Origin of the sequence: Streptomyces sp. NPDC050988 (genome assembly GCF_044456225.1) — a bacterium.
Lineage (GTDB): Bacteria > Actinomycetota > Actinomycetes > Streptomycetales > Streptomycetaceae > Streptomyces.
This window is the reverse complement of the sequence record NZ_JBITFQ010000022.1, coordinates 31,309-54,408: the sequence shown is the minus strand read 5'-3', so window position 1 is coordinate 54,408 and position 23,100 is coordinate 31,309. Positions and strand designations below refer to the sequence as shown.

The window sequence follows — 23,100 nt, the reverse complement described above, 5'->3', positions numbered from 1 at the left end:
TTGTGGGGTGCCTGAGAGCCCAAGTAGCGTCTGTGGCGCGCACGTTGGACGTGGGATGTCCAGATGTCCAGACCTATCCAGACGTCCTGATGTATCCAGATGTCCAGACGCATGAAGGGCAGGTCGCACCATGCCGTCAAGCATTCGCGCACGTCTCAGATCCACTCCTCGCTCGCATCTCGAATCCATGGCTCGCGCACGCCTCGGCTCCGCCCTGGCAGCGGTGCTCGTCTCGACCGCGCTGCTCGGGCTGCCGGGCACCGCGCACGCCCAACCGGCCGACGGGCCCGCCGAATCCGCGAGGTCCACCGCGTCTTCCGCGTCTTCCGCGTCTTCCGCGTCCACCGCGACGGCCGCGTCCGCCGCGCCCACCGGGTTCGAGCAGCAAGTACTCTTCAAGGCCTCCCAGGATCCCGGTTACGCCTGCTACCGCATCCCGGCCGTCGTGAAGACCACGAAGGGCACGCTGCTCGCGTTCGCCGAGGGCCGGGTGAACGACTGCAGCGACGCCGGTGACATAGACATCGTGCTCAAGCGTTCCACCGACGGCGGTCGCACCTGGGGCCCGCTCCAGGTCGTCAACGAGGGTGGGGGCGACACGCACGGCAACCCCGCCCCGATCGTGGACCGCGAGACCGGCCGTGTCGTACTGGCGGAGACGTACAACACGGGCCGTACGGACGGCCGCAACTGTGATGTGCCGTGCGACCGCACCCCGCACATGCAGCACAGCGACGACGACGGCCGCACCTGGTCCGAGCCGCGCGACCTCAGCGACGAGATCCTGCCCGCCCACTGGAACTCCTGGTACGCGACCGGTCCCGTCCACGGTATCCAGCTGACCCGGGGCAGGCACGCGGGCCGGCTGGTCTTCGGGGTCAACACCGAGACGTGGAACGGCAGTCGAGTGAGCGCCAACCATGCCGCGCTCATCGTCAGCGACGACGGCGGCGACCACTGGCGGATCGGGGCGAGCGACTCGTGGCCGATCGCGGACGACGGCACGTTCCGGCAGAAGCCGTCCGAGATGACGATGACCGAGGGCGCCGACGGGACGATCCTCGTCAGCGGCCGCGAGCAGGACGGCACCGATCTCGGGCACCGCACGCAGGCGTTCAGCCGCGACGGCGGCGACAGCTTCACCTCGCCCTTCCGTGCGCTCCCAGATCTCTACACGCCCCAGGTGCAGGGTTCCACGCTGCGGTTGGGCAACCGGATCCTGCTCGCCTGCCCCGGCGACCCGGACCGCCGCCGCACGATGATGGTCCGCTCCTCCTACGACGGCGGGCGCACCTGGGACAGCGTGGACCGCGGCACGGTCGTCACGACCGACTGGTCCGGCTACTCGGACATGGTGGGCATCGGCGGCAGCACGGTGGGCCTGCTCTACGAGGGCGGAGCCGTGGACGCGCGCGACGAGATCCGGTTCGCGCGGTTCACCGAGGACTGGCTGGAGCCCCGCCGCGGCCCGGACCCGACCACCGTCGACCGCGCCCCGCGAGCACCCCGCGCGGCGGTCCTCGGCGGGGCCGGCGAGACGGACGGCGTCTTCGGCGGCGCCCTTGAGTTCGACGGCACCGACGACGCCGTACGCCTGCCCTACCGCGACCAACTCCCGCTCGGGACGAAGGACTTCACCGCGTCGCTCTGGTTCCGCTACACCGCCACCACCGGTGAGCAGCCCCTGCTGTGGATGGGCGGGGTCGGCGGCACCCAGCCGCAGGTGTGGCTGCGCGGCGAACCCGCGAGCGGACGTATCCAGGGGCTGATGACCGTGCGGGACGGCGCGAGCGCCCCGCGGTCCGCGTCCGTGCGCACGACCGGCGCGTACAACGACGGCCAGTGGCACCATCTGGCCCTGCGCCGCGGCGGAGGACAGCTCACGCTGTTCATCGACGGGACCTCGATCAGCACCACCGATGTGCCGGGTTCCGTGAGCCGCAACGCGCCGTTCGGTGTGCACATCGGGCAGAAGCTGGACAGCCGGGCGCACTTCACCGGCGCGATCGACGACGTCCGGGTCTACGACCGGGCGCTGAGCGACGCCGAGTTGACCGGTGTCCGCACGAGCGACGCGCCTGTGACCCGGGACACCGTGCTGTGGCTGCCCATGGACCGGGTGAGCGGCAGCCACTAACGTCCCGGGCGTGCCCGACGACGCACGAGCACGACAGCGCACGGGGACCGGGCTGGGCCTGCTCCTGGCCCTGGTCCTCGGCGCCGTGCTGCTCACCGCCCTCCCGGAGGACGACGACCGGGAGGGCGCCTGCCAGGCCCGTAGGGTCGCCTCCTGGGCGGCGGACCGGGATCTCACGGGCGAGTTCGCGCGGTACGGGGACGACGCCTCGCGGGCCGACGACTGGACCGGCGGCGACGGCACGCACTCGGTGCGGCTGCCGGACGGCCGGGTGCTGTGGCTGTTCTCGGACACGTATCTCGGCCAGGTGTACCGCCCGCCGAACCCGGCGGGTGAGTCCTACGCGTGGCGGGACACGACCGCGCCCCTGGTGCGCAACTCGGCCGTGGTCATGGACGACGGCCGTCTCCAACGCACGCTGCCCGCACCGCTGTTCGCCGACCCGGCCCCGGGCCAGTGGCGCTGGCCGGTGGCCGCCCGCGTCGAGCCACGCTCCCCCGGCTCGCCCGAGCAGGTCGTCCGGGTCGTGCTGTGGACGCGTACGACCGGCACGTACCCCTGGATCTACGGGGTGCCGACGGCCACCGAGGTGGCCACGCTCTCGCTGCCCGACCTGCGGCTCGAAGGCATCGTGCGGGTCCTCGACCAGCAGCGGGTCCAGGACCCGGCGCAGCGGGTGCTGTTCGGCACGACCGCGCTGACCGACGACGGGGACTGGACGTACGTCTTCGGCGGCGACGACGCGCGGGCCGCTGCCCAGCCCGCGTCGAAGGCGTACGTCGCGCGGGTGCCCCGGGGCCGCCTGGCGGATCCCGGCGCGTGGCGGTACTGGGACGGCGAGCGGTGGACCATTCCCTCGCTGATGAAGCCCGTGCTGGGCGACGGGGGGCGCAAGGGGGTGGGCAGTGCCTTCACGGTCGCCCGGGACGGGGGCACATATGTGCTGTTCACGATGGCGGCGGGCGCCGAGGGGCTGACGACCATCACCTCGTACTGGGCGTGCTCCCCCACCGGACCCTGGTACGGGCCGGGCAAGGGCTTCAGCCCGCCGCTGCCGGAGCAGGGGGCGGGCGTGGCCGCGTACAACCCGCAGGTCCATCCGACGATGAGCCGGGGCAGGCTCGTGCTCAGCTACGACGTCAACTGGCTGGACGCGAACGGCGGGGTCTCGGCGCAGGCCAACCTCAGCCGGAACGTGTCCCTGTACCGACCGCGATTCGTGACTCTGCGGCTGGGGCCGGGCTGACGGGCTGTTCCGCCTCGGGGTCGCGGGAGCGGCGTTTGGCGATGACCGCGCAGACCATGAGCTGCATCTGGTGGAAGAGCATCAGCGGCAGGACGGCCAGCGAGGCGTGGGCGCCGAACAGCACGCTCGCCATGGGCAGTCCGGACGCCAGGGACTTCTTCGACCCGGCGAACTGGATGGCGATGCGGTCCTCGCGGTTGAAGCCGAGCGCCTTCGAGCCGTACCAGGTGATCGCCAGCATCACGGCGAGCAGCACGGCCTCGACCGCGAGCAGACCGCCCAGGCGCAGCGGGCTGACCTGGTGCCAGATGCCCTGCACCATGCCCTCGCTGAACGCGGTGTAGACGACCAGGAGTATCGACCCGCGGTCGACGTATCCGAGGACCTTCTTGTGGCGCGCGATGAAGCCGCCGATCCATCGGCGCAGCAACTGCCCGGCCAGGAAGGGCACCAGCAGCTGCAGCACGATCTTGAGCAGCGAGTCCGCCGAGAAGCCGCCCCCGCTGCTGCCGAGCAGCACCGCGGCGAGCAGCGGGGTGAGGACGATGCCCACGAGGGAGGAGAAGGAGCCCGCGCAGATCGCGGCGGGAACGTTTCCGCGCGCCATCGAGGTGAAGGCGATCGAGGACTGGACCGTGGACGGGACCAGGGTGAGGAAGAGCAGACCGGTGTAGAGCGAGTGGTTCAGGAGCACCGGTTCGAGGCCGCGGGCCGCCAGACCGAGCAGCGGGAACAGGACGAACGTACAGGCCAGGACCGTGATGTGGAGCCGCCAGTGCCGTACGCCGTCCATCGCCTCACGGGTGGACAGGCGGGCCCCGTAGAGGAAGAAGAGGAAGGCGATCGCCGCGGTGGAGGCGCCGGACGCGACCTCGGCTCCGGTCCCCCGGGCGGGCAGCAGGGCGGCCAGCCCCACCGTCCCGAGCAGCAGCAGGATGTACGGGTCGATCGGCAGCCAGGACGGCCACTTCAGGCGTTTCACGGTGCTCCGTTGCTCAGTCGATCAGTCGGTTCAGTGCCGGCAGTGCGGTACCGGCGGTTCAGTGCTGGCTCGTGCCCTCTCCATCGTCCTCCCCGGACCCTTGATCGGGAATCCGGCATACCACTCTGACTGTCATCACAAATCGCGATAGCCTGAGGGTGTGTACGACCCTTCACAGCTGCGTACGTTCCTGGCGGTGGCCCAGACGCTGAGCTTCACGCAGGCGGCCCGGCGGCTCGGGTTGCGCCAGTCCACGGTCAGCCAGCACGTGCGGCGCCTGGAGGACACCGCCGGGCGGCAGCTGTTCACGCGGGACACGCACTCCGTGGAGCTGACGGAGGACGGCGAGGCGATGCTCGGTTTCGCGCGCCGGATCCTGGAGGCGCACGAGCAGGCGGCGGCGTTCTTCACGGGGACGCGGCTGCGCGGCCGACTGCGCTTCGGCGCCTCCGAGGACTTCGTCCTCACCCGCCTCACCGAGATCCTGGAGGGCTTCCGTCACGACCACCCGGAGGTCGACCTGGAGCTGACGGTCGAGCTCTCGGGCACCCTGCACGAGCAACTGGCCGACGGAAAGCTCGACCTGGTGCTGGCCAAGCGCCGCCCCGAGGACCCGCGCGGCGAACTGGTCTGGCACGACCGCCTGGTCTGGATCGGCGCGGAGAGGCTACGCCTGGACCCCGAGCGTCCGGTCCCGCTGATCGTCTACCCGCCGCCGGGCATCACCCGCGCCCTGGCCCTGGAGGCGCTGGAACGCCGGGGCCGCGCCTGGCGCATCGCCTGCACCAGCGGCAGCCTCAACGGCCTCATCGCGGCCGCCCGAGCGGGCCTCGGCGTCATGGCCCACTCCCGCGGCCTGATCCCGCCGGGCCTCGTCCGTATCCCCGACCGCGCCGGCCTCCCCGAACTGGGCGAGGTCGACTTCGTCCTCGTACACGCCAAACGCCACACGGCCGCGAAGAGCGCGGCGGACGCGTTGGCGTCGTCGATCCTGGCGGGCGGAAACAGGCTGTACCGAGGCGCCCCGTAAGGGGCGCGGGGAACTGCGCGCCCAGCCACAACGCACCCGCAGACTCACAACGCACCCCGCGGAGCGCTACCGCGTCCGCTGCTGATACGTCAGCTGCTTCACCCGCCGCAAGAACGGCGACGTCTCCACATGCTGCACACCCTCAAGCCGCCCAAGCTTCCCACTCACATACGCATAGAGCGCGGCGGTATCCCGCGCGACAACCGTGGCGACCAGATTGGACGGGCCCGCGGTCGCCGCCGCATGGGCGATCTCCTCGTGCTCGGCCAGCGCACCCCCCACCGCGTCCATCGCCCCCGGCGCCGCCGTGATCCACAGGATGGCCCCGACGGAGAACCCGACCAGCGCGGTGTCGTACTCGATGTCGACGAACAGCGCGCCGGAGCCGAGCAGTTGGCCGAGCCGCCGCTTGACGGCGGACTCCGACCGGCCGGTGGCCCGCTGCAACTCCGGGTACGTGGCACGGCCGTCCCGTTCGAGGGTGGCGACCAGTGGCTCGTCCTCGGCGGTGATGCGGGCGGGCCCGGCATCGGGAACCGGCGCCGGTCGCAGCGCGGCGACCTGCTCACCGGTGAGCGGCCCGTGCTTGACCAGCCAGCCCACCGGGCCGCCGAAGAACGTGTGCAGCAGCTGGAAGGCCCGGATCTCCACGATGTGCGGCGTCCGCGGAAGCTTGCCGAGCAGCAGGTCGTCCTGGTCGCCCGCGGTACGCGGCCGGGTCATGCAGACGACCTCCGTGCCGCCCGAGGTGAGGCCGATCCAGGCCGTGTCGGGGCGGCGCGCCAGGGCGTTCGCGATGGTCTCCGCGCCGTCCGGCGCGCAGCGCAGCCTCAGAATCCAGTCCTCCCGGCCGAGCTTCCTGTTGTCGCGTACGGCGACGACCCGCAGCCCGCCCTCGGAGAGCAGCCTGCGGTAGCGGCGGGCCACGGTCTGGTCCGAGACGCCGAGGACGGCGGCGATGCGGCTGAAGGGGGCGCGTCCGTCGACCTCCAGCGCGTGGAGGAGTTGCACGTCGAGCTCGTCAAAAGTGGGGGATTCCATGGGCGGACCGCATTTCTGTGTCGGTATCCGGCGTCATTTCGTCGCCGATCACCTGGATCGTCCGGCGGCGTCTCATCGTACGAGTGACGGATGCCGAGGCACGCCGGACGCGTGCCGTGGGACGAGGAGTTGCCGAGGATGCGTACATGGGGACCGCTCACCGCGGTCTGTCTGGGCACGTTCATGCTGCTGCTGGACGTGACGATCGTGATCGTGGCGCTGCCCGACATCGCGCGGGCGCTGGACGCCTCGCTGAGCGATCTGCAGTGGGTCGTCGACGGGTACGCGCTCGCGCTGGCCGCGCTGTTGCTCGCGGCGGGCGCGGCGGCCGACGTGCTGGGCCGGCGCCGGGTGCATGTGGCGGGTGTCGTGCTGTTCGCGGCGGCCTCGCTGTGGTGCGGGCTCGCGTCCGGGCCCGGGATGCTGGTGGCGGCGCGCTCGGTGCAGGGGGTGGGCGCGGCCGCGATGTTCGCGACGACGCTGCCGCTGCTGGGCTCGGTGTACCAGGGGCGGCAGCGGTCGGCCGCGCTCGGCGTGTGGGGCGCGGTGAGCGGTTCCGCGGCCGCGGTCGGGCCGCTGGTCGGCGGGCTGCTCGCCGAGGGGCCCGGCTGGCGGTGGATCTTCTTCGTCAACCTGCCGGTGAGCGTGGCCTCGGTGTGGCTGACCCTGCGGGTGGTGCCCGAGTCGCGCGGCCCACGGGAGATGCGGGTGGACTGGGCGGGTACGGCGACGTTCGCGTGCTTCGCGGGGGCGACGACGTACGCGACGGTGCGGGCCGGGTCGGACGGCTGGACGTCGATGCCCACCGCCGTGGCGTACGGGCTCGCGGCGCTCTCGCTGCTCTGCTTCGTCCTCGTCGAGCGGCGGACGGCCCATCCGCTGCTCGACCTCGCGCTGCTGCGCAGGCCAGCGTTCGTGGGCGTGATGCTGGGCGCGCTGGCCTTCAACGCGGCGGCGTTCGGCGTGATCCCGTATCTCTCGATCTGGCTGCAGACGCTGCAGGGGATGAGCCCGGTGCGGGGCGGTCTTGTGCTGCTGCCGCTGACCGAGGCATCGGTCGTCGCGTCGGTGCTCGTCGGCAAGCTGCTGCACGGCGTCCCGGCCCGAATCACCGTCGGCGGCGGGCTGCTGCTCATCGGGGCCGGCATGTTCTGCCAGGCCGTGCTCGACGCGGGCACCACCTGGACGGTCCTCGTGCCGGGTCTGGTCCTGGTGGGCCTCGGTACGGGTCTGGTGGCGCCGACGCTCGCGGGCGCCGCGCTGGCCACCGTACGGCCCGAACGCGCGGGCATGGCGGGCGGTGCGGTCAACACCTCGCGGCAGCTCGGGTACGCGCTCGGCGTCGCCGTCTTCGGCACGGTCCTCACGTCCCGGATGCGGGACACCCTCCCGCACGAAGCCGCCCACACCCTCGCGGGCGGCGGCGCGGAGGCCCTGCGAGGCGCTTTCTCCTCCCACACCCTGAACGCGGCCTTCACCTCGGGCCTGAACACGGCGGCCGTGGTGGCGGGTGTGACGGGAACGCTCGCAGGTGCGCTGGTACTGGCCCTGGTGCGAGCGCCTCGCCCACACCAGACCTCGCCGCTCGACAACCCGATCCCTGAGGTGAGGGTTCAGGCCCCGCGCCCCTAGGAGCGCGGGGAACTGTGCGACCGGCCCACGAACCCGCAGGTCACAGCCGAGAAACCCGCGGGAACGGCCGTCTGCCATGCGTGCCCGGTCGTGGGCTGGGCACGCAGTTCCCCGCGCCCCTGACGGGGCACAGCGAGCCGTAATCGGGTCGTACAGATTCCGTGGAGATTACGGGTCCGAAACTTACGGAAGAGTAAGGATTCTGTCCCGGCCAGCACCCTTGTGGCCGTATTTCAACGGTTGACCAGTGCGTACACCCGCCCTCACACGGATTCGGCGCCCCTCCCGCCGAGGAGCGTGGTGGGGTAGCTTTCACGGCGCTGTGGAGCACCACAAGGAGCGGGGATTGCGCGAGTTCACGAACCCTCCCCTGGCGTCGGCACCGCCGGTGGGCGGCCTGGCCGATGCCGTGTTCGAACATGCCCAGGAGGATCCGCTCTACATCGCGCTCGGCCGCAAGGACGACGAGGGCCAGTGGCGCGATGTGACGTCCGCCGAGTTCCGGGACGAGGTCCTGGCGCTGGCCAAGGGTTTGCTGGCGCACGGCATCCGGTTCGGCGACCGGGTCGCGATCATGTCCCGTACGCGCTACGAGTGGACCCTCTTCGACTTCGCGCTGTGGTCGATCGGCGCGCAGGTCGTGCCCATCTACCCCACCTCGTCGGCGGAGCAGGTCTTCTGGATGCTGCACGACGCGCAGGTGTCGGCCGCGATGGTGGAGCACGAGGACCACGCGATGACCATCGCCACGGTCATCGACCGGCTCCCGACGCTGCACAAGCTGTGGCAGCTGGACACGGGCGCGGTGCAGGAGCTGTACGAGGCCGGCGGCCACATCGACGACGAGGTGGTGCACCGGCACCGGCGGGCGGTCACACCCGAGTCGACGGCGACGATCATCTACACGTCCGGAACGACCGGCCGCCCCAAGGGCTGTGTGCTCTCCCACGCGAACTTCATGTCCGAGTCGGACACGGTCACCGAGCGCTGGGAGCCGCTGTTCCATTCCAAGCGCGGCGACCAGGCGGCCACCCTGCTGTTCCTGCCGCTCGCGCACGTCTTCGGGCGGATGGTGCAGGTCGCGGCGATCCGCGGGCGGGTCAAATTCGGCCATCAGCCGCAGCTGAACGCGGCGGCCCTGCTGCCGGATCTGGCCGCTTTCCAGCCGACGTTCTTCCTCGCGGTGCCGTACATCTTCGAGAAGGTCTTCAACGCGGCGCGCAGGAAGGCGGAGCGGGAGGGCAGGGCGGGCCCGTTCGAGAAGGCCGTCGAGGTCGCCGTGCGCTACGCGGACGCGGCGGAGGCGAAGGCGTGGGGCATCGGCCCCGGGCCCTCCGCGTCGCTCCGGGTGCAGCACCAGCTGTTCGACAAGCTCGTCTACTCCAAGATCCGTGCCGCGATGGGCGGTCGCGTGAAGCACGCGATGTCCGGCGGCTCGGCGATGGACCGGCGGCTCGGGCTGTTCTTCGCGGGCGCCGGAGTGCAGATCTACGAGGGGTACGGGCTCACCGAGTCCACGGCGGCCGCGACCGCCAACCCGCCCGAGCGCACCCGGTACGGCACCGTCGGGCAGCCCATCCCGGGCACGACCGTGCACATCGCGGACGACGGCGAGATCTGGCTGAGCGGCGCCAACGTCTTCCAGGGCTATCTCAACGACCCGAAGGCCACCGACGCGGCGCTGCACGACGGCTGGCTCGCCACCGGTGACCTGGGCGCGCTCGACGAGGACGGCTATCTCACCATCACCGGGCGCAAGAAGGAGATCCTGGTGACCTCCGGCGGCAAGAGCGTCTCGCCGGGGATCCTGGAGGAGCGGGTGCGCGACCATCCGCTGGTCGCGCAGTGCATCGTCGTCGGCAACGACCGCCCGTACATCGCGGCGCTCGTCACGCTCGACGGGGAGGCCGTCGAACACTGGCTGCAGATGCGGGACAAACCCCAGCTGTCTCCGTCGGAGCTGGTCCGGGACCCCGACCTGGAGACCGAGGTGCGCCGCGCCGTGGTCGCCGCGAACACCCTCGTCTCCCAGGCCGAGTCGATCCGCACGTTCCGGATACTGGCCCACCAGTTCACCGAGGAACACGGGTTGCTCACGCCCTCCCTGAAGCTGAAGCGCAAGGCGATCGAGAACGCGTACGGGGCGGAGGTCGAGGCGCTTTATCGGGCCTGACGGCCGATGCGCGCCGGGCGACCGCGTCGTGTGTGCGCTGCGGGTCGAGTGTGGCTGATCGCGCAGTTCCCCGCGCCCCTGAAGGGGCACTCCTCAGCCTACCCACTCCTGATGGATCGTCAGGTATCGATGTGTCAGATATTGACGGGTCGTCAGATCGCACGGATTATTTCGGTCACCCGACGGAGGGGGACCGACCGTGTCGCGACCGATCCGAACCATCGCCGCCGCTGCGGCCGCAACCGCCCTGCTCCTGGCGAGCGCCTGCAACTCCGCCTCCACCACAGGGAGTTCGGAGAACGAGGATTCCGTACGCGGAGTCTCCGACACCTCCGTCAAGGTGGGCGGCATCGTGTCGATGACCACCGCCAGCGGGTACTCGAAGAAGGACACCGACCTCGGGGCCAGGGCACGCTTCGACCGGGCGAACGCCGAAGGCGGTGTGAACGGGCGGAAGATCGACTACCTGGGTGCCGAGGACGACGGCCAGGATCCGGCCAAGAACCTCACGGCGGCCCGCAAACTCGTCCAGCAGGACAAGGTGTTCGCGATCGCGCCGATGAGTTCGACGACGTTCTCCGGCGCGGACTTCCTGCAGAAGCAGAAGGTTCCGACGTTCGGCTGGGGCACGCTGCCGTCGTTCTGCGGGCCGACGTACATCTACGGCTTCGGCGGCTGCATGGTGCCGATGCCGGGCGGCACCATCTCGCAGACCTGGCCCGAGGGCCTGAAGAAGGTGCTGGGCGGCTCGGCGGGCAAGAGCGTGGCGATCCTCGCCAACGACAGTGACGCCGGGACGTTCGCCATCCGCACGTACAAGCAGAGCTTCGCCTCGGCCGGATTCAAGGTGACGTTCGCGAAGCCGTCGGTGCCCGCGACCTCCGTGCCGAACGACTGGTCGGCGTACACGAAGGAGATCCTGCGCAGCAACGGCGGCAAGGCGCCGGACGCGGTCGTCTCGGTGATGCAGACCCCTTACAACATCGGCCTGTTCACGGCGCTCAAGCGCACGGGGTACTCCGGACTGCTCACCGATCCGACCGACTACGACCCCGGGCTGCTCGCGAAGAGCGCGACGAAGAAGGCGCTCGACGGGGTCCATGTCCTGCTGTCGTTCCAGCCGTTCGAGCAGGACAGCGCGGCGATGACGCAGTTCAAGGAGGACATCGGGAAGGCGGCCGGCAAGGACGTACCCCTGAACATGCACATGATGACGGGCTATATGTCGGCCGATCTCTTCCTCGCCATCGCCGAGAAGGCCGGCAAGGACCTGACGGTGGCGTCCTTCCAGAAGGCGGCGGACGGGTTCTCGGACACCGGCACGATGGTCGGCGACCGGGCGGAGCCCAAGGGGCAGAAGGAGTCGTTCGGCTGCGGGGCGCTCGTCCAGCTCAAGGCCGGGAAGTACGCCGTCTCGTCGCCCTTCGAGTGCTACCCGCCGATCCCCTTCAAGTAGACCCGCCTTCAAGCGGGCGCGACTTCAAGCGGGCACGACCTCAAGCGGGCGCGATCGAAGGCGACTTGACGACTCAGGTATTTGGTGATTTGAGGACTCGGCATGGCGGACCTTCTCGGATTCGTACTGAGCGGACTGGTGTCGGGTGCGCTGTACGCGCTGCTCGCCACCGGTCTGGTGCTCTCCTACTCGGCCTCGGGCCTCTTCAACTTCGCGCACGGCGCGACCGCCTACCTGTGTGCGCTCGCCTTCTACGAGCTGCACTCGGGCTTCGGCTGGCCCGCCGTACCGACGGCCGTCCTGCTGGTGTGCGTGGCGGCACCCGCGCTGGGCTGGGGGCTCGACCGGCTGATGTTCCGCAAACTGGCGCGGGTCGGTGAGACGGCCCAGATCGTCGCCACCATCGGGCTGTTGGTGGCGTTGCCCGCGCTCGGGCTGTGGATCGTCGAGCTGCTGGAGGACGCGGGCGCGTCGGTGAAACCGGCCGAGAACCAGTTCGGGCTGCCCGGTGTCGGGCCGAGTCCGGCCAGGTCCTGGCAGCTGACGGACGGCGTGGGGATCGACTCGGACCAGCTGATCACCTGGGTCGCGACCGCGGTGGTGGCCGTCGGCCTCTGGATCCTGATGCGGCACACCCCTCTGGGGCTGAAGCTCCGGGCGGCCGTCGACGACCGTTCGCTGGTGGAGCTGCGCGGGCTGAGCGCGGACCGGCTGTCGTCGATCGCGTGGATGCTGTCGTCGGCCCTCGCGGGCCTGGCCGGTGTCCTGGCCACCCCTCTTCTCGGCCTGTCGGCCCACGACTTCACGCTCTTCCTCTTCGTCTCGGCGACGGCGGCGGTGCTCGGGCGCTTCGTCTCCATCCCGTTGGCGTTCGCGGGCGGGCTCGGGCTGGGGGTGCTGCAGAACCTGGTCGCCGGGTACGCGAACTTCGCCGAGCGGATCACCGGATTCCGTACCGCCGTGCCGTTCCTGATCCTCTTCGCCGGGCTGCTGCTGATGACACGCCGCAGCCGTACGGCGGGGACGGCGGCCGTGGACGCGCCGCCGGTCGACTATCTGGCGGGCCGTTCCCGGCTCCGGCGGTGGGGCCCGTGGGCGGCGGCCGCCGTGTTGCTCGCGGCGGCCTTCTACACGGTGACGACCCCGTTCTGGAGCGGCATCCTCGCCCAAGGGCTCGCTCTGTCCCTGGTGTTCGTCTCCTTCACGGTGGTGACGGGGCTCGGCGCGATGGTGTCGCTGGCGCAAGCGACCTTCGTGACCGGGGCGGCGCTGGTGGCCGGGCTGCTGATGAGTCACGGCTGGCCGTTCGTGGCCGCGGCCGCCGTGGGGACGTGCGCGGCGGCCGTACTCGGTGCCCTGGTGGCCCTTCCGGCGCTGCGGCTCGGCGGCCGTTCGCTCGCCCTCGCGACCCTGGCGCTTGCCTTCCTGGCGGACCAAGTCCTGTTCCAGATCGGCTGGTTGAGGAACGGCGACACGGGATGGTCGATCCCCCGGCCGGTCTTCGGTCCGGTGGACCTGAACGACGACCGGGCGTTCGGTGTCGCGCTGCTCGTGCTGGTCACCGCCGCCGTCGCCGCGCTCAGCGCGCTGCGCGGCTCGCCGTCCGGGCGGGCCATGCTCGCGGTCCGCTCGGCCCCCGCGGCGGCGATGGCCTCCGGGGTGTCGGTCGTCCGCACCAAGCTGGTGTTGTTCACCCTGTCGGCCGGGCTCGCTGGGTTCGGCGGCGTGATGTACGCGTCCTACAACACCCGTGTCACCGCTACCGACTTCACCGCGATGACCGGACTGATCTGGCTCGCGGTGGTCGTCGCGGCGGGCCTGCGTCGCCCGCAGTTCGCGGTCGTCGCCGGGCTCGTCTACGCCCTCGTACCGCACCTCGTCTCCGACTACGTCACCGAGTCCGTCCACCTCCCCGTGATCCTCTTCGGCCTGGCGGGCCTGGCCCTGGCGAACGACCCGGACGGGTACTGCGCGGCGGTGTCTGTGCGGGTGCATCGGAGGCGGTTGGTGCGTGGGGGTGCGGCTGGGGCCGCGTCCGGGTCAAGTGCCATGGCTGGGGCAGAGGGAGGCGCCGTAGCGGAGGCTGGAGCTGGGGCAGAGTCGCGGCCGGCGGGTGGCGGGACGGGCTCCGAGCCCGTATCGGCGACTGGCGTGAGGGGTGGCCCGGTCGAGGCGCGGAGCGGCGACGGGGTGGGGGTGCCCGGGGTGGGGGTGCCCGGGGTGGGGGTGTCCGGGGCGCCGAGTGGGAGCCGGGCCGAGGCGTCCGAGGCTTCCGACGCGTCCGAGGCGTCCCGCGGGAGCCTGGCCGGCGTGTCCCAGGCCCCGAGCGGGGGTCCGGCCGTCGCCCAAGCCAGTGCCCCGCCGACCGCATCCCCCTCCCCCGCCGAACCGCCCGCCCTCGAACTCCGCGCCGTCCGTGCCGGATACGACGGCGCGCCCGTCCTGCACGGGGTGGATCTCGCCGTACACCCCGGCGAGATCGTCGCGCTCCTCGGCCCGAACGGGGCCGGGAAATCGACGACTTGCCGTGTCGCGGCGGGCCTGATCGGTCCGCTCGGCGGCCAGGTGTACGTGGCCGGCCGCGACGCCACCCGCGAGGGAGCCGTACGCAGGTCGCGCGCCGGAGTGGTCCTGGCACCGGAGGGGCGGGGCATCTTCCCGGCGCTCACCATCGAGGAGAACCTCGCCCTGTATCTGCGGGAGAAGGACCAACGCGAGGCCGTGTACGAGCGGTTCCCCGGCCTCGCCGGACGACGTGGCGTGCCCGCCGGCTCGCTCTCCGGCGGCGAACAGCAGATGCTCGCCCTCGCCCCGCTCCTCCAACGCCCCCCGAAAGTCCTGATCGCGGACGAACCGTCCCTCGGCCTCGCCCCGCGCATCGTCGAGGAGGTGTTCCGCCTCCTCACCGAACTACGCGACGCCGGAACGGCGTTGCTCCTGGTCGAGGAGAAGGCGACCGAGGCGCTGGGGGTCGCGGACACGGTCGCGTACCTCGCGCAGGGCCGGGTGACGTGGTGCGGTCCCCGGGCATCCGTGGAGACGACCCGGCTGACGGAGGCGTATCTGGGCCTGGTGGCGTCGCCCGAGGCGGCAGCCCGTCCCGACCCGGGTTCCGAGGCCGGGCCCGACCCCGCTCCCGACCCCGCTCCCGATCCCATTCCCGGTGCCGATCCCAGCCCCACGTCCCTCAAGAACCCGACCATCCCGTCCCAGACCCGGGGAGGGGTCCGGCCATGAGCAGCACCCCCGCGCCCTCCGCGCCCTCCGTACCCTCCGTACCCTCCGAACCCACCGCACCCCCAGCCCTCCAGGCCACCGGCGTGGGCGTCCGTTTCGGCGGCATCCGGGCGCTCGACGACGTGAGCCTCGCTCTCCGTCCCGGGGAGATCTGCGGGCTCATCGGCCCCAACGGCGCCGGAAAGACGACCCTCTTCGACGTGCTCTCCGGCATCCGGCGCCCCGACGAGGGCCGCGTCCGTCTCGACGGAACGGACGTCACCCGCCGCTCCCCCGTATGGCGGGCCCGCCGCGGAATGCGCCGTACCTTCCAGCGGCAGCAGCTGTTCGGCCAGCTCACCGTGGCCGACAACCTGGTGGTGGCCCAGGAGTGGCGCGGCGGCGGAGGCGGGCTCGCGGCCGATCTGCTGGCGTCCCCGACACGGCGTACGTACGAGCGGGACCGCCGCGCCCGGGCGGCCACCGTCCTGCGCACCTGCGGGCTCGACGACCTGGGTGAGACCTACGCCGGCGCCCTGCCGGTGGGCCGGGCCCGCATGGTCGAACTGGCGCGGGCGGTCGCGGACCCGCCCAGGGTGCTACTGCTGGACGAGCCCGCGTCCGGGATGACGGCCGACGAACGTCGTCATCTGTCGTCCGTCATCCGCCGGCTCTCCGAGGAGGAGGGCTGTGCCGTCCTCCTCGTCGAACACAACGTCGCCTTCGTCATGGAACTGTCCGCCCGGATCGTCGTACTCGACCTGGGCCGCGTCCTCGCCGAGGGCACCCCCGCCGAAGTGCACGCGGACCGGCGGGTGCGGGACGCGTACCTGGGCACGACCACGAACTGACGGCCCGCACCGGCCACAGACACGCGGCCCGCACGAGCGGCTCACACCAGCTGGTAACCCCGCATGTTCGAAAGCAGCAGATAGCAGTCCTGGAGGGACCCGGACGTGTCGCCGAGGGAGCGGTAGATGCCCCACTTGGGGCGTACGCGGTCGGCCAGAAACGTGTCCACGCCTGTGCGTGACGCGTCGACGACCGTCGTCGAGCCGTTCTTCAGGATCCAGCGGACCGAACCGGCCGAGCCGTTGCCGACCTTGATCTGGAAGTCGACGTCGATCCATTTGTTGTGCAGGGGTTCGAGGTTCGTGCGGCCGACGAGGATGTCGCTCTCGAAGAGCTTGAGCTCGATGGTCTGCACGCCGTTCACCCGCCGGAGCGACTGCACGACGATCGGCGAGCTGCCGGTGCCGGGCTGCTTCATCTGCATGATGTGGGTGAAGGTGGTGGTCGCCTTGAGGGAGCTGGGGATGTACATCGAGTACGTCACCCGCCAGGTCTGGCCCTCGGTCCACTTGAGGTAGTTGCTGCCGGAGCCGTTGCGCAGGCCGGTGACCTCGTGCCGTTGGCGGTCCGTCGACGTGTCGCGGTCGACGGTGTGCATGTTGAAGCGCCAGTTGTCGCCCGTGGCGTAGATGTGCGGGGAGGCCGCGGGGTGCGAGCCCGCGCGGTCGTCCTCCAGGGTCTCGAAGGCGCCCAGCCCGTTGGTGCGCGCCGACGGGGACCACTTGAGCTGCCAGGACGCGGCGGGTGCCGCGAGAGCGGGTGAACCGACGGCCGCGGCGGCCACGCCGCCCAGTGCCGCACCGAGCAGGTTCCTACGTGTGGGGGTCATGGGTCCCTCATCCTCGTCGTCGAGTTCATATACGTGCACTCCGTTCACCAACATGCAAAGAGTCCTCGGCCTGACGAGACGCGGTCAATGGTTCGGACCTATGAACCCGGGTAGGTTTCCGGCCAATCTCCCGTTCGTTCGGCGCGGGCACGGGACCGAAAAGACCGAAAAACAGGACAGGAATGCGCGACGGCCCGTGATCGTTGACGATGGGAGTACCACCCGACGACTGAAGGATCGAGAGCTCGTGAGCAAGGTCCCCCCGATCATCCTGAACAACGGCGTCGAGATGCCCCAGCTGGGCTTCGGGGTCTGGCAGGTGCCGGACGACGAGGCGGAGCGGGCGGTCGCCACCGCGCTGGAGGCCGGGTACCGCAGCATCGACACCGCGGCGATCTACGGCAACGAAACCGGCACCGGCCGGGGCCTCGCCGCCTCCGGCGTCGCCCGCAAGGATCTCTTCGTCACCACCAAGCTCTGGAACGCCGACCAGGGATACGACTCGACACTGCGCGCGTTCGACGCGTCCCTGGAGAAGCTCGGCCTCGACTACGTCGACCTGTACCTCATCCACTGGCCGATGCCGGCCAAGGAGAAGTACATCGACTCGTACAAGGCCTTCGAGAAGCTCTACGCGGACGGCCGTGCCAAGTCGATCGGTGTCTCCAACTTCCTTCCGGAGCACCTGGAGAAGCTGATCGACGCGACGTCCGTCATTCCGGCCGTCAACCAGATCGAGCTGCACCCGCACCTCCAGCAGCACGCGTCCCGCGAGTACCACGCGCAGCAGGGCATCGCCACCGAGGCCTGGTCCCCGCTCGGTTCGGGCAGGGGCCTGCTGGAGGTCCCGGCGATCGTGGCCATCGCCCAGAAGCACAACCGCACGCCGGCCCAGGTCGTCCTGCGCTGGCACGTCCAGCTCGGAAACGTGGTGATCCCCAAGTCCGTGACCCCGTCCCGGATCAAGGAGAACATCGACGTCTTCGACTTCTCCCTCGACACCGAGGACATCGCCGCGATCAGCGCGCTCAACGAGGACCGCCGGCTCGGCTCGAACCCGGCGGACGTCAACGACTGACCGTACGGCCGCACGACACGGTCGTACGCCACAGCCGCACAACCCGGGGTACCGGAAGCCGCCGCCCGACATGCTCGGGCGGCGGCTTTGTCGTGTGTTCGGTGTGTTCGGGGCCGACACGGTGTCGTGGATGCGGCGGGCGGGTGAGAAAAGGCGCGGCATCCTCGCCGATGGGAGGGGGATCGGTCAGGCTCGCCCGAGTACCCGTTCAGCGAGCACACATATGTCCCCGTCGATGTCCCCCCACACGTCGGATGCACGTCGCCCCGCCGCGTGACGTCCCCAAGGCCCAGAAGGGTCCTCCCACAGTGCGCACTCGAACACTGACCCTCGCCGCCGCCGCAGCAGGCACCGCGCTCCTCGCCGCCGCGACCCTCCCGGCGGGCGCCGCTCCCGTACAGGCTCCGGAGGGTACGGTCACCGCGGCCGACCTGCTCGCCGAGATGACGTCCTGCTCGCAGATCTCGAACGGCAAATACAGCCTCGACGTGGGGGCGCCGGCCACCGTCCCCGTGTGCGGCATGAACGGCGCGGTCTTCTGGAAGGCCGACATGGACATCGACTGCGACGGCCAGGTCACCACCGAGTGCAACAAGCGCACCGACCCGTGGTTCCAGGACCAGACGGCCTTCCACCAGTCCGACGGCAGACCGCTGAACTCCGAGGAACTCCCGTACGTCGTGGTGCCCGGCCCCAGCGACATCTGGAACTACACGGCCTCCGGCATCAGGGGCGGCAGCGTGGCGGCGGTGATCCACGGCGACGAGGTCCAGTACGCCGTCGTCGGTGACACAGGCCCCACGAAGATCATCGGCGAGGCCTCGTACGCCACCGCGCGCGCCCTCGGCATCAATCCCGACCCGGCGACCGGCGGCGCGGCCTCCGGAGTGACGTACATCGTCTTCACCAACTCCCAGGTCTCCCCCATCGAGGACCAGGCAGCGACGGTGTCCCTCGGCGAGGAGCTGGCGGAGCAGTTCCTTGACGACAACCAAGATTCAAACAACTGAGGACCGGCGAACCTCTCATGTCCCCCGACTCAGACCGGATCAGACCGGCTCGACCTGACGCTCAGACCGGCTCGACCTGGCTGCTCAGACCGGCTGGCCGATCGGCCGTACGACGACGGTGTTCACATCCACCCCGCTCGGCTGCCGGATCGCCCAGACGACCGACTCCGCGATCTGGTCCGAGGTGAGCAGATGTCCGGGCGGCAGGCTGCCGAGGCCGTCCCAGAACGGTGTCTCCACCCGGCCGGGCGAGATCAGAGTCACGCCCACGCCGTACTCGGTGACCTGCCGCCGGGTGTTCTCGGCGAGCCCGGTCACGGCCCACTTCGTCGCTCCGTAGATGTTGCCGGGACCGTGGATGTGGCCCGCGACGCTGCCGACGAGCACGATCCGCCCCCGCGTCTCCTTCAGCCGGTCGATCGACGCCCGGATGAGCAGCGCGGGGCCGAGCACATTGGTCAGCACCATGTCCCGCCACCCGGCCGGATCGCCCTCGGCGACGGTGTCGTGCGTGGCGTACCCGGCGTTGGCGACGACGGTGTCGAGCCGTCCGAACTCCTTCACCGTCGCCTCGACGGCAGCCTGGACGTGGTCGTAGTCCGCCGCGTCACCCCTGATCGTCAACAGCCCCTCGGGCTTGCCGAGTTGTTCCGCGAACCCGCGCAGCCGCTCCTCCCCGCGCCCCGTCACCGTCACCCGGTGCCCGGCGTCGAGCAACTGCCGCGCCACCGCCGCGCCGATCCCGCTGCCGCCGCCGGTGATCAGCGCCACTGGTGAGTCAGTCATACGTTCCCCCAAGCCGTACTCGCGTCATGTCCGTGTCGTGTCCGTCACGAAGTGCCTGGAGTCCATCACTTGGAGAGCACTCGATGTCAACACGTCCCGGCGGACGCCATCGTCAGCACGTTCGCCGGTAGGACACGTTGGGCAGGTACAAACGCCACTGCTCCTCGGTCGCGCCACCACCCGCCCGGGCGCACACAGCCGTGGCGGCGCTCTCCGGGGCCAGCGCGTACCCCCGCGGGGGCAGATGTGGCGTGGCCAGCCTCAACTCCCGGTTGCCGGTGGTGAATCCGACCGCAAGCACCGGGCCGTCCCCCACCTGCACCGACGCGGGCGCCTGTCGGGACGACGCGGTCTCCCAGACGCGTACGGAGCCGTCCTCGTCGCCCACCGCGAGCAGTGAGCCATCGGCGGAGAAGGCGAACACCGGGGGTGACATCGCATCGTCGGTGTCGACGAGGACGGCGATCCGGTGCCGCCCACGGACGTCCCACAGGGAGGTCCGCCCGTTGGTGGTCGCGATGGCCAGGTAACGCCCGTCGGGGCTGAAGGCCGCCGCGTCCACCGTGTCCTCTCCTCGAACCGCCTTGCTCCTACGGCCCGTCGGCACGTCGATCAGCTCGCCGTCCATGTCGAGGACGGTGCGTCCGGTGGGGGCGATGGCCACCGCGTCCATCTGCGGCGTCCCCACCATCCAGCTCCTGGGCCGGTCGCCCCTCCGCCGGACCTCCAGGCCGCTGGCCGTGTTGATGGCGGTGAAGAGTGTGCCGTCCGGGGACACGGCCCGGGCCATGTACGCCGGCCCCGGGGACGATATCGCCCTCCCGCCCTGGTCGAACACCGCGTGGGTGAGTGCCTTCTGACGCCACGTCACATCACCGACGAGGCCGTCGAGCGAGAGCGTACGGACGCTGTTCGTCTGACCGCCCTCGCGGTAGCGCAGCACCGCGTCCTCCGTGTCCAGCCGGTACTCGCTCACGGTGCGGTTGGAGACGGGAAAGGTGATGAGCGGTCGGTCGGAACTGTCCGTGCGCCAGACCGCGAAGAGGCCACCGGACCAGGTCAGGGCGTAGTCGCCCGTGCTGTCGAAGCGCACGGCCGTCTGACCGACGCCGTTCAGCGGCAGGGCCTCGCGCTCACGCCCTGCACGGAAGTCCCAGGTGTGGACACCGTCCGTGTTCACGACGGCGACAGCCCTGCCGTCGGGTGTGAAGTCGAACTCGTCCCCGGTGGGGCCGCAGAAGCGCTGCGCCATACGGCGCGGCCAATTGGGCATCACACGACGGCCGGTGACCACGTCGTGGATCTCCAGCCTGGCCTTGGGGCGGATGCACCAGGCGACCAGCCGGTCGTCCGGGCTCACCACCGGCATATGGCCGCCGTCCTCCGCGCGCCCGTACGTGAAGAGGCGCTTCTGCCGCCGCACGTCCCATACCTGGACCCGTGCGCGGTCCCCGCCCATGTGCCGTTTGTCGACGAACAGGCGGCTGCTCGGTGAGAACACCCCGTCGTCGTCGCGCCAGTCACCGGTCGGGACGTGCCGTGTCGTCCGGCTCGTCAAGTCCCGTACGGTAACCCCTCCTTCGGCGTGGTGGGCGATCCACCGTCCGTCCCTGGACACATCGGTGACGCCTTTGGAGATCCCGGGCACCTTCACGGACCGGACCTCGCGCTCCGCGCGCACGTCCCACTGTGTGACCCGGTCGCGCGACACCGTGGTCAGCAGGCGACCGTCCCCGCTCAGCCACGAGGGCGCGTTCTGGGGCAGTTCGCCGGGCGGGGTGTACGCCGTCTGTTCCCGCCGCCCCGCGGCCGTCCGGACCGCCGCCCGTGTCTCCGGCAGATCCGCGATTCGCCAGGCCGCGACGGACAGCCGCATCGCGGTACGCGGGTCGGACGTGCGCAACTCCCCCGCCACGTCGGCGATCCGGCGGGCCTCGGCCTCGTCGCGCTGCCGGGCGTTCGTGCCACTCTGGCGCCAGGCGGACAGGCCGGCCAGGACAGCGACGCACAGCAGCGCCGCCAGCGCGGCCGTGAGGGTGCGCAGCCGCCGGGTGGTACGCGTGGCCGCGCGCACCCCGCGCTCGTACGACTCGATGCTCGCGGTCAGGAAGTCGCGCTCCAGCGGGCTCAGGCCCGCGGGGTCGGTGAAAGTCTCGCGGGCCGCGGTGAGCCGGGTCCCGCGGTACAACGCGCCCGGGTCGTGAGCGAGTTCGGACCACGCCTGGGCCGACTCGGTCAGCCGCCGGTGCAGCCGCAGGCGCTCCCGGTCCTCGTCGATCCAGCTTTTCAACCGGGGCCAGCCGTCGATGAGCGCCTCGTGGGCGAAGTCGACGACCGTGCCGTCGACCGTCAACAGACGGGCGCGGACGAGGCGTTCGAGTACCCGCTCCGTGGCGGGGTCGGCGGCGAGTTCGGCGCGCTCCACAGGGCGGCGGGTGTCGGAGGTGCCGTCACCCGGCGACACCATGCGCAGCAACAGGGCTCGGGCAGCGGTGGCTTCGGCCGCCGTGAATGTGCCGTGGATCTCCTCCGCGGTGTGGGCGACGGCACCGCGTACGCCCCCGATCGCGTCGTACGCGGCCTCGGTGAGCGTCTTGCCGGAGCGGCGCCGCCAGACCTCGCGCAGGGCGTGCGCCATCAACGGCAGTCCGCCCGGTTCGCCCGCCACATCGGCCATGATCCGGGCGGTCAGAGCGCGTTCGACGACTAGCCGGGCGGTGACGGCGGGCCGGACGATCGCCTCGCGCAGGCGGTCGGGCGGCATGGGTCCGACGAGGATGTTCGCGTCGGACAGCGCCTCGGCGAGCGGGCCGTGCTCGGCGCAGCGGCCGTAGAAGTCCGCGCGGACGGCCAGGATCACACGGAGCCTGCTGTCGGGGTCTCGCGCGGCGAGCAACTGGTCGAGGAACGCGGCCCGTTCGCTTGGATTGCGGCAGAGCGAGAACACCTCCTCGAACTGATCGACGACGAGCAGTGTGTCGCCGGCCGTTTCCCCGGCGTGCTCTCCGCCCTCACCCCTCGCCCCGTTGCTCGCGCCGCCCCTCTCCCCGCTGCCGTCCGTGGCGCGCGGAGTGAAAAGGGCACGGTGGGTGCGGGCGGGACGATCCCCCGGGGTGAGGATCCTGATGGCGGCGAGCCCGTCGCCGGATGCACGCAGGGCGGGTATCAGTCCGGCGCGCAGTAGCGACGACTTGCCGCTGCCGGAGGCACCGATGACGGCCAGGATCCGTCGCCTGCCGGTCAGTTCGAGGAGTTCCGCGACCAACTCGTCGCGCCCGTGGAACGCGTACCGCTCGTCCGTCCCGAAGCGGGCCAGCCCGGGATACGGCGAGTCGCCGTCCTGCGGCGCCCGGTCGTCTGCCTCCTCGGCGAGCGCCTCGCCCCACCGGCGCTCCCACTCGCGCGGATCACCGCCACACGCGGTGACGTAGGCGAGGAGCACCGGCAGCGAGGGCAGCCGTTCGCCGGCCGCCGCGGCGGAGAGCGTCGGTGCCGAATAGCGGACGTCCCGGGCCATGTCCCGGTAGGTGGGTGCGCCCGCCCCGTCCCGCAGCTTGCGCAGTTCGTACGCGAAGCGCTGCACGGGCCCCGCGGCCGGGTCCAGCGGTTTCTCCCGGCGTCCCACAGGTGTC

The 23,100-nt window shown here is 71.1% G+C and carries 15 protein-coding genes; 10 read left to right on the top strand and 5 right to left on the bottom strand.

Annotated features, from left to right (window positions below):
- Positions 1 to 130: 130 nt before the first annotated feature.
- Positions 131 to 2,137 (top strand): exo-alpha-sialidase, encoded by a 2,007-nt coding sequence (locus ACIBEI_RS34220; RefSeq protein WP_398894190.1) that lies wholly within the window; start codon positions 131 to 133, stop codon positions 2,135 to 2,137.
- Between the two features lie 10 nt (positions 2,138 to 2,147).
- The gene (locus ACIBEI_RS34215) at positions 2,148 to 3,383 is read left to right on the top strand and encodes a DUF4185 domain-containing protein (RefSeq protein WP_398894189.1); all 1,236 of its coding nucleotides are present in this window, start codon (positions 2,148 to 2,150) and stop codon (positions 3,381 to 3,383) included.
- On the opposite strand, the gene ACIBEI_RS34210 is transcribed toward ACIBEI_RS34215, so the two are convergent.
- Complete coding sequence (locus ACIBEI_RS34210) at positions 3,322 to 4,365, bottom strand: bile acid:sodium symporter family protein (RefSeq protein ID WP_398894188.1); 1,044 nt, start codon at positions 4,363 to 4,365, stop codon at positions 3,322 to 3,324. The two genes, ACIBEI_RS34215 and ACIBEI_RS34210, sit on opposite strands and share 62 nt — an antisense overlap.
- A gap of 160 nt (positions 4,366 to 4,525) precedes the next feature.
- On the opposite strand from ACIBEI_RS34210, the gene ACIBEI_RS34205 reads away from it, so the two are divergent.
- Positions 4,526 to 5,395, top strand: coding sequence for a LysR substrate-binding domain-containing protein (locus ACIBEI_RS34205; RefSeq protein ID WP_398894187.1), 870 nt, complete (start codon positions 4,526 to 4,528; stop codon positions 5,393 to 5,395).
- Between the two features lie 66 nt (positions 5,396 to 5,461).
- On the opposite strand, the gene ACIBEI_RS34200 is transcribed toward ACIBEI_RS34205, so the two are convergent.
- Positions 5,462 to 6,436, bottom strand: a complete 975-nt coding sequence (locus ACIBEI_RS34200) for an Lrp/AsnC family transcriptional regulator (protein WP_398894186.1) — start codon at positions 6,434 to 6,436, stop codon at positions 5,462 to 5,464.
- Between the two features lie 138 nt (positions 6,437 to 6,574).
- On the opposite strand from ACIBEI_RS34200, the gene ACIBEI_RS34195 reads away from it, so the two are divergent.
- The 5 genes from ACIBEI_RS34195 (at position 6,575) to ACIBEI_RS34175 (ending at position 15,764) form a co-directional block, all read left to right on the top strand.
- Positions 6,575 to 8,068 carry an MFS transporter gene (locus ACIBEI_RS34195; protein WP_398894184.1) on the top strand — a complete coding sequence of 498 codons (1,494 nt, stop codon included), beginning with the start codon at positions 6,575 to 6,577 and terminating at the stop codon, positions 8,066 to 8,068.
- A 346-nt stretch (positions 8,069 to 8,414) separates the two neighbouring features.
- The gene (locus tag ACIBEI_RS34190) at positions 8,415 to 10,241 is read left to right on the top strand and encodes an AMP-dependent synthetase/ligase (RefSeq protein WP_398894183.1); all 1,827 of its coding nucleotides are present in this window, start codon (positions 8,415 to 8,417) and stop codon (positions 10,239 to 10,241) included.
- A 199-nt stretch (positions 10,242 to 10,440) separates the two neighbouring features.
- Complete coding sequence (locus ACIBEI_RS34185) at positions 10,441 to 11,697, top strand: ABC transporter substrate-binding protein (protein ID WP_398894182.1); 1,257 nt, start codon at positions 10,441 to 10,443, stop codon at positions 11,695 to 11,697.
- A 102-nt stretch (positions 11,698 to 11,799) separates the two neighbouring features.
- A complete protein-coding gene (locus tag ACIBEI_RS34180; RefSeq protein WP_398894181.1) occupies positions 11,800 to 14,934 on the top strand; it encodes an ATP-binding cassette domain-containing protein in 3,135 nt (1,044 codons plus the stop codon).
- Complete coding sequence (locus tag ACIBEI_RS34175) at positions 14,931 to 15,764, top strand: ABC transporter ATP-binding protein (protein WP_398894180.1); 834 nt, start codon at positions 14,931 to 14,933, stop codon at positions 15,762 to 15,764. The genes ACIBEI_RS34180 and ACIBEI_RS34175 overlap by 4 nt, the downstream gene beginning before the upstream one ends.
- A gap of 41 nt (positions 15,765 to 15,805) precedes the next feature.
- Here the strand turns inward: ACIBEI_RS34175 and ACIBEI_RS34170 are convergent, their stop codons facing one another.
- Complete coding sequence (locus ACIBEI_RS34170; RefSeq protein ID WP_398894178.1) at positions 15,806 to 16,594, bottom strand: Tat pathway signal sequence domain protein; 789 nt, start codon at positions 16,592 to 16,594, stop codon at positions 15,806 to 15,808.
- Positions 16,595 to 16,883: 289 nt separating this feature from the next.
- Here ACIBEI_RS34170 and ACIBEI_RS34165 point away from each other — a divergent pair, with 289 nt between their 5' ends.
- Both ACIBEI_RS34165 and ACIBEI_RS34160 read left to right on the top strand, forming a co-directional pair.
- The gene (locus ACIBEI_RS34165; protein WP_398894322.1) at positions 16,884 to 17,672 is read left to right on the top strand and encodes an aldo/keto reductase; all 789 of its coding nucleotides are present in this window, start codon (positions 16,884 to 16,886) and stop codon (positions 17,670 to 17,672) included.
- A gap of 308 nt (positions 17,673 to 17,980) precedes the next feature.
- Positions 17,981 to 18,682, top strand: coding sequence for a glycoside hydrolase family 75 protein (locus tag ACIBEI_RS34160; protein WP_398894176.1), 702 nt, complete (start codon positions 17,981 to 17,983; stop codon positions 18,680 to 18,682).
- An 84-nt stretch (positions 18,683 to 18,766) separates the two neighbouring features.
- Here the strand turns inward: ACIBEI_RS34160 and ACIBEI_RS34155 are convergent, their stop codons facing one another.
- Together ACIBEI_RS34155 and ACIBEI_RS34150 are read right to left on the bottom strand one after the other, a co-directional pair.
- Positions 18,767 to 19,468, bottom strand: coding sequence for an SDR family oxidoreductase (locus ACIBEI_RS34155; RefSeq protein ID WP_398894174.1), 702 nt, complete (start codon positions 19,466 to 19,468; stop codon positions 18,767 to 18,769).
- 112 nt (positions 19,469 to 19,580) lie between these two features.
- Positions 19,581 to 23,093, bottom strand: a complete 3,513-nt coding sequence (locus tag ACIBEI_RS34150; protein ID WP_398894173.1) for a hypothetical protein — start codon at positions 23,091 to 23,093, stop codon at positions 19,581 to 19,583.
- Positions 23,094 to 23,100: the final 7 nt, after the last annotated feature.

Bases quoted from the DNA above. Each gene is read 5' to 3' on its own strand.
- ACIBEI_RS34220 (WP_398894190.1), top strand. From the start codon at position 131: ATGCCGTCAAGCATTCGCGCACGTCTCAGATCCACTCCTCGCTCGCAT.
- ACIBEI_RS34200 (WP_398894186.1), bottom strand. From the start codon at position 6,436: ATGGAATCCCCCACTTTTGACGAGCTCGACGTGCAACTCCTCCACGCG.
- ACIBEI_RS34195 (WP_398894184.1), top strand. From the start codon at position 6,575: ATGCGTACATGGGGACCGCTCACCGCGGTCTGTCTGGGCACGTTCATG.
- ACIBEI_RS34180 (WP_398894181.1), top strand. From the start codon at position 11,800: ATGGCGGACCTTCTCGGATTCGTACTGAGCGGACTGGTGTCGGGTGCG.
- ACIBEI_RS34175 (WP_398894180.1), top strand. From the start codon at position 14,931: ATGAGCAGCACCCCCGCGCCCTCCGCGCCCTCCGTACCCTCCGTACCC.
- ACIBEI_RS34170 (WP_398894178.1), bottom strand. From the start codon at position 16,594: ATGACCCCCACACGTAGGAACCTGCTCGGTGCGGCACTGGGCGGCGTG.
- ACIBEI_RS34165 (WP_398894322.1), top strand. From the start codon at position 16,884: ATGCCCCAGCTGGGCTTCGGGGTCTGGCAGGTGCCGGACGACGAGGCG.
- ACIBEI_RS34155 (WP_398894174.1), bottom strand. From the start codon at position 19,468: ATGACTGACTCACCAGTGGCGCTGATCACCGGCGGCGGCAGCGGGATC.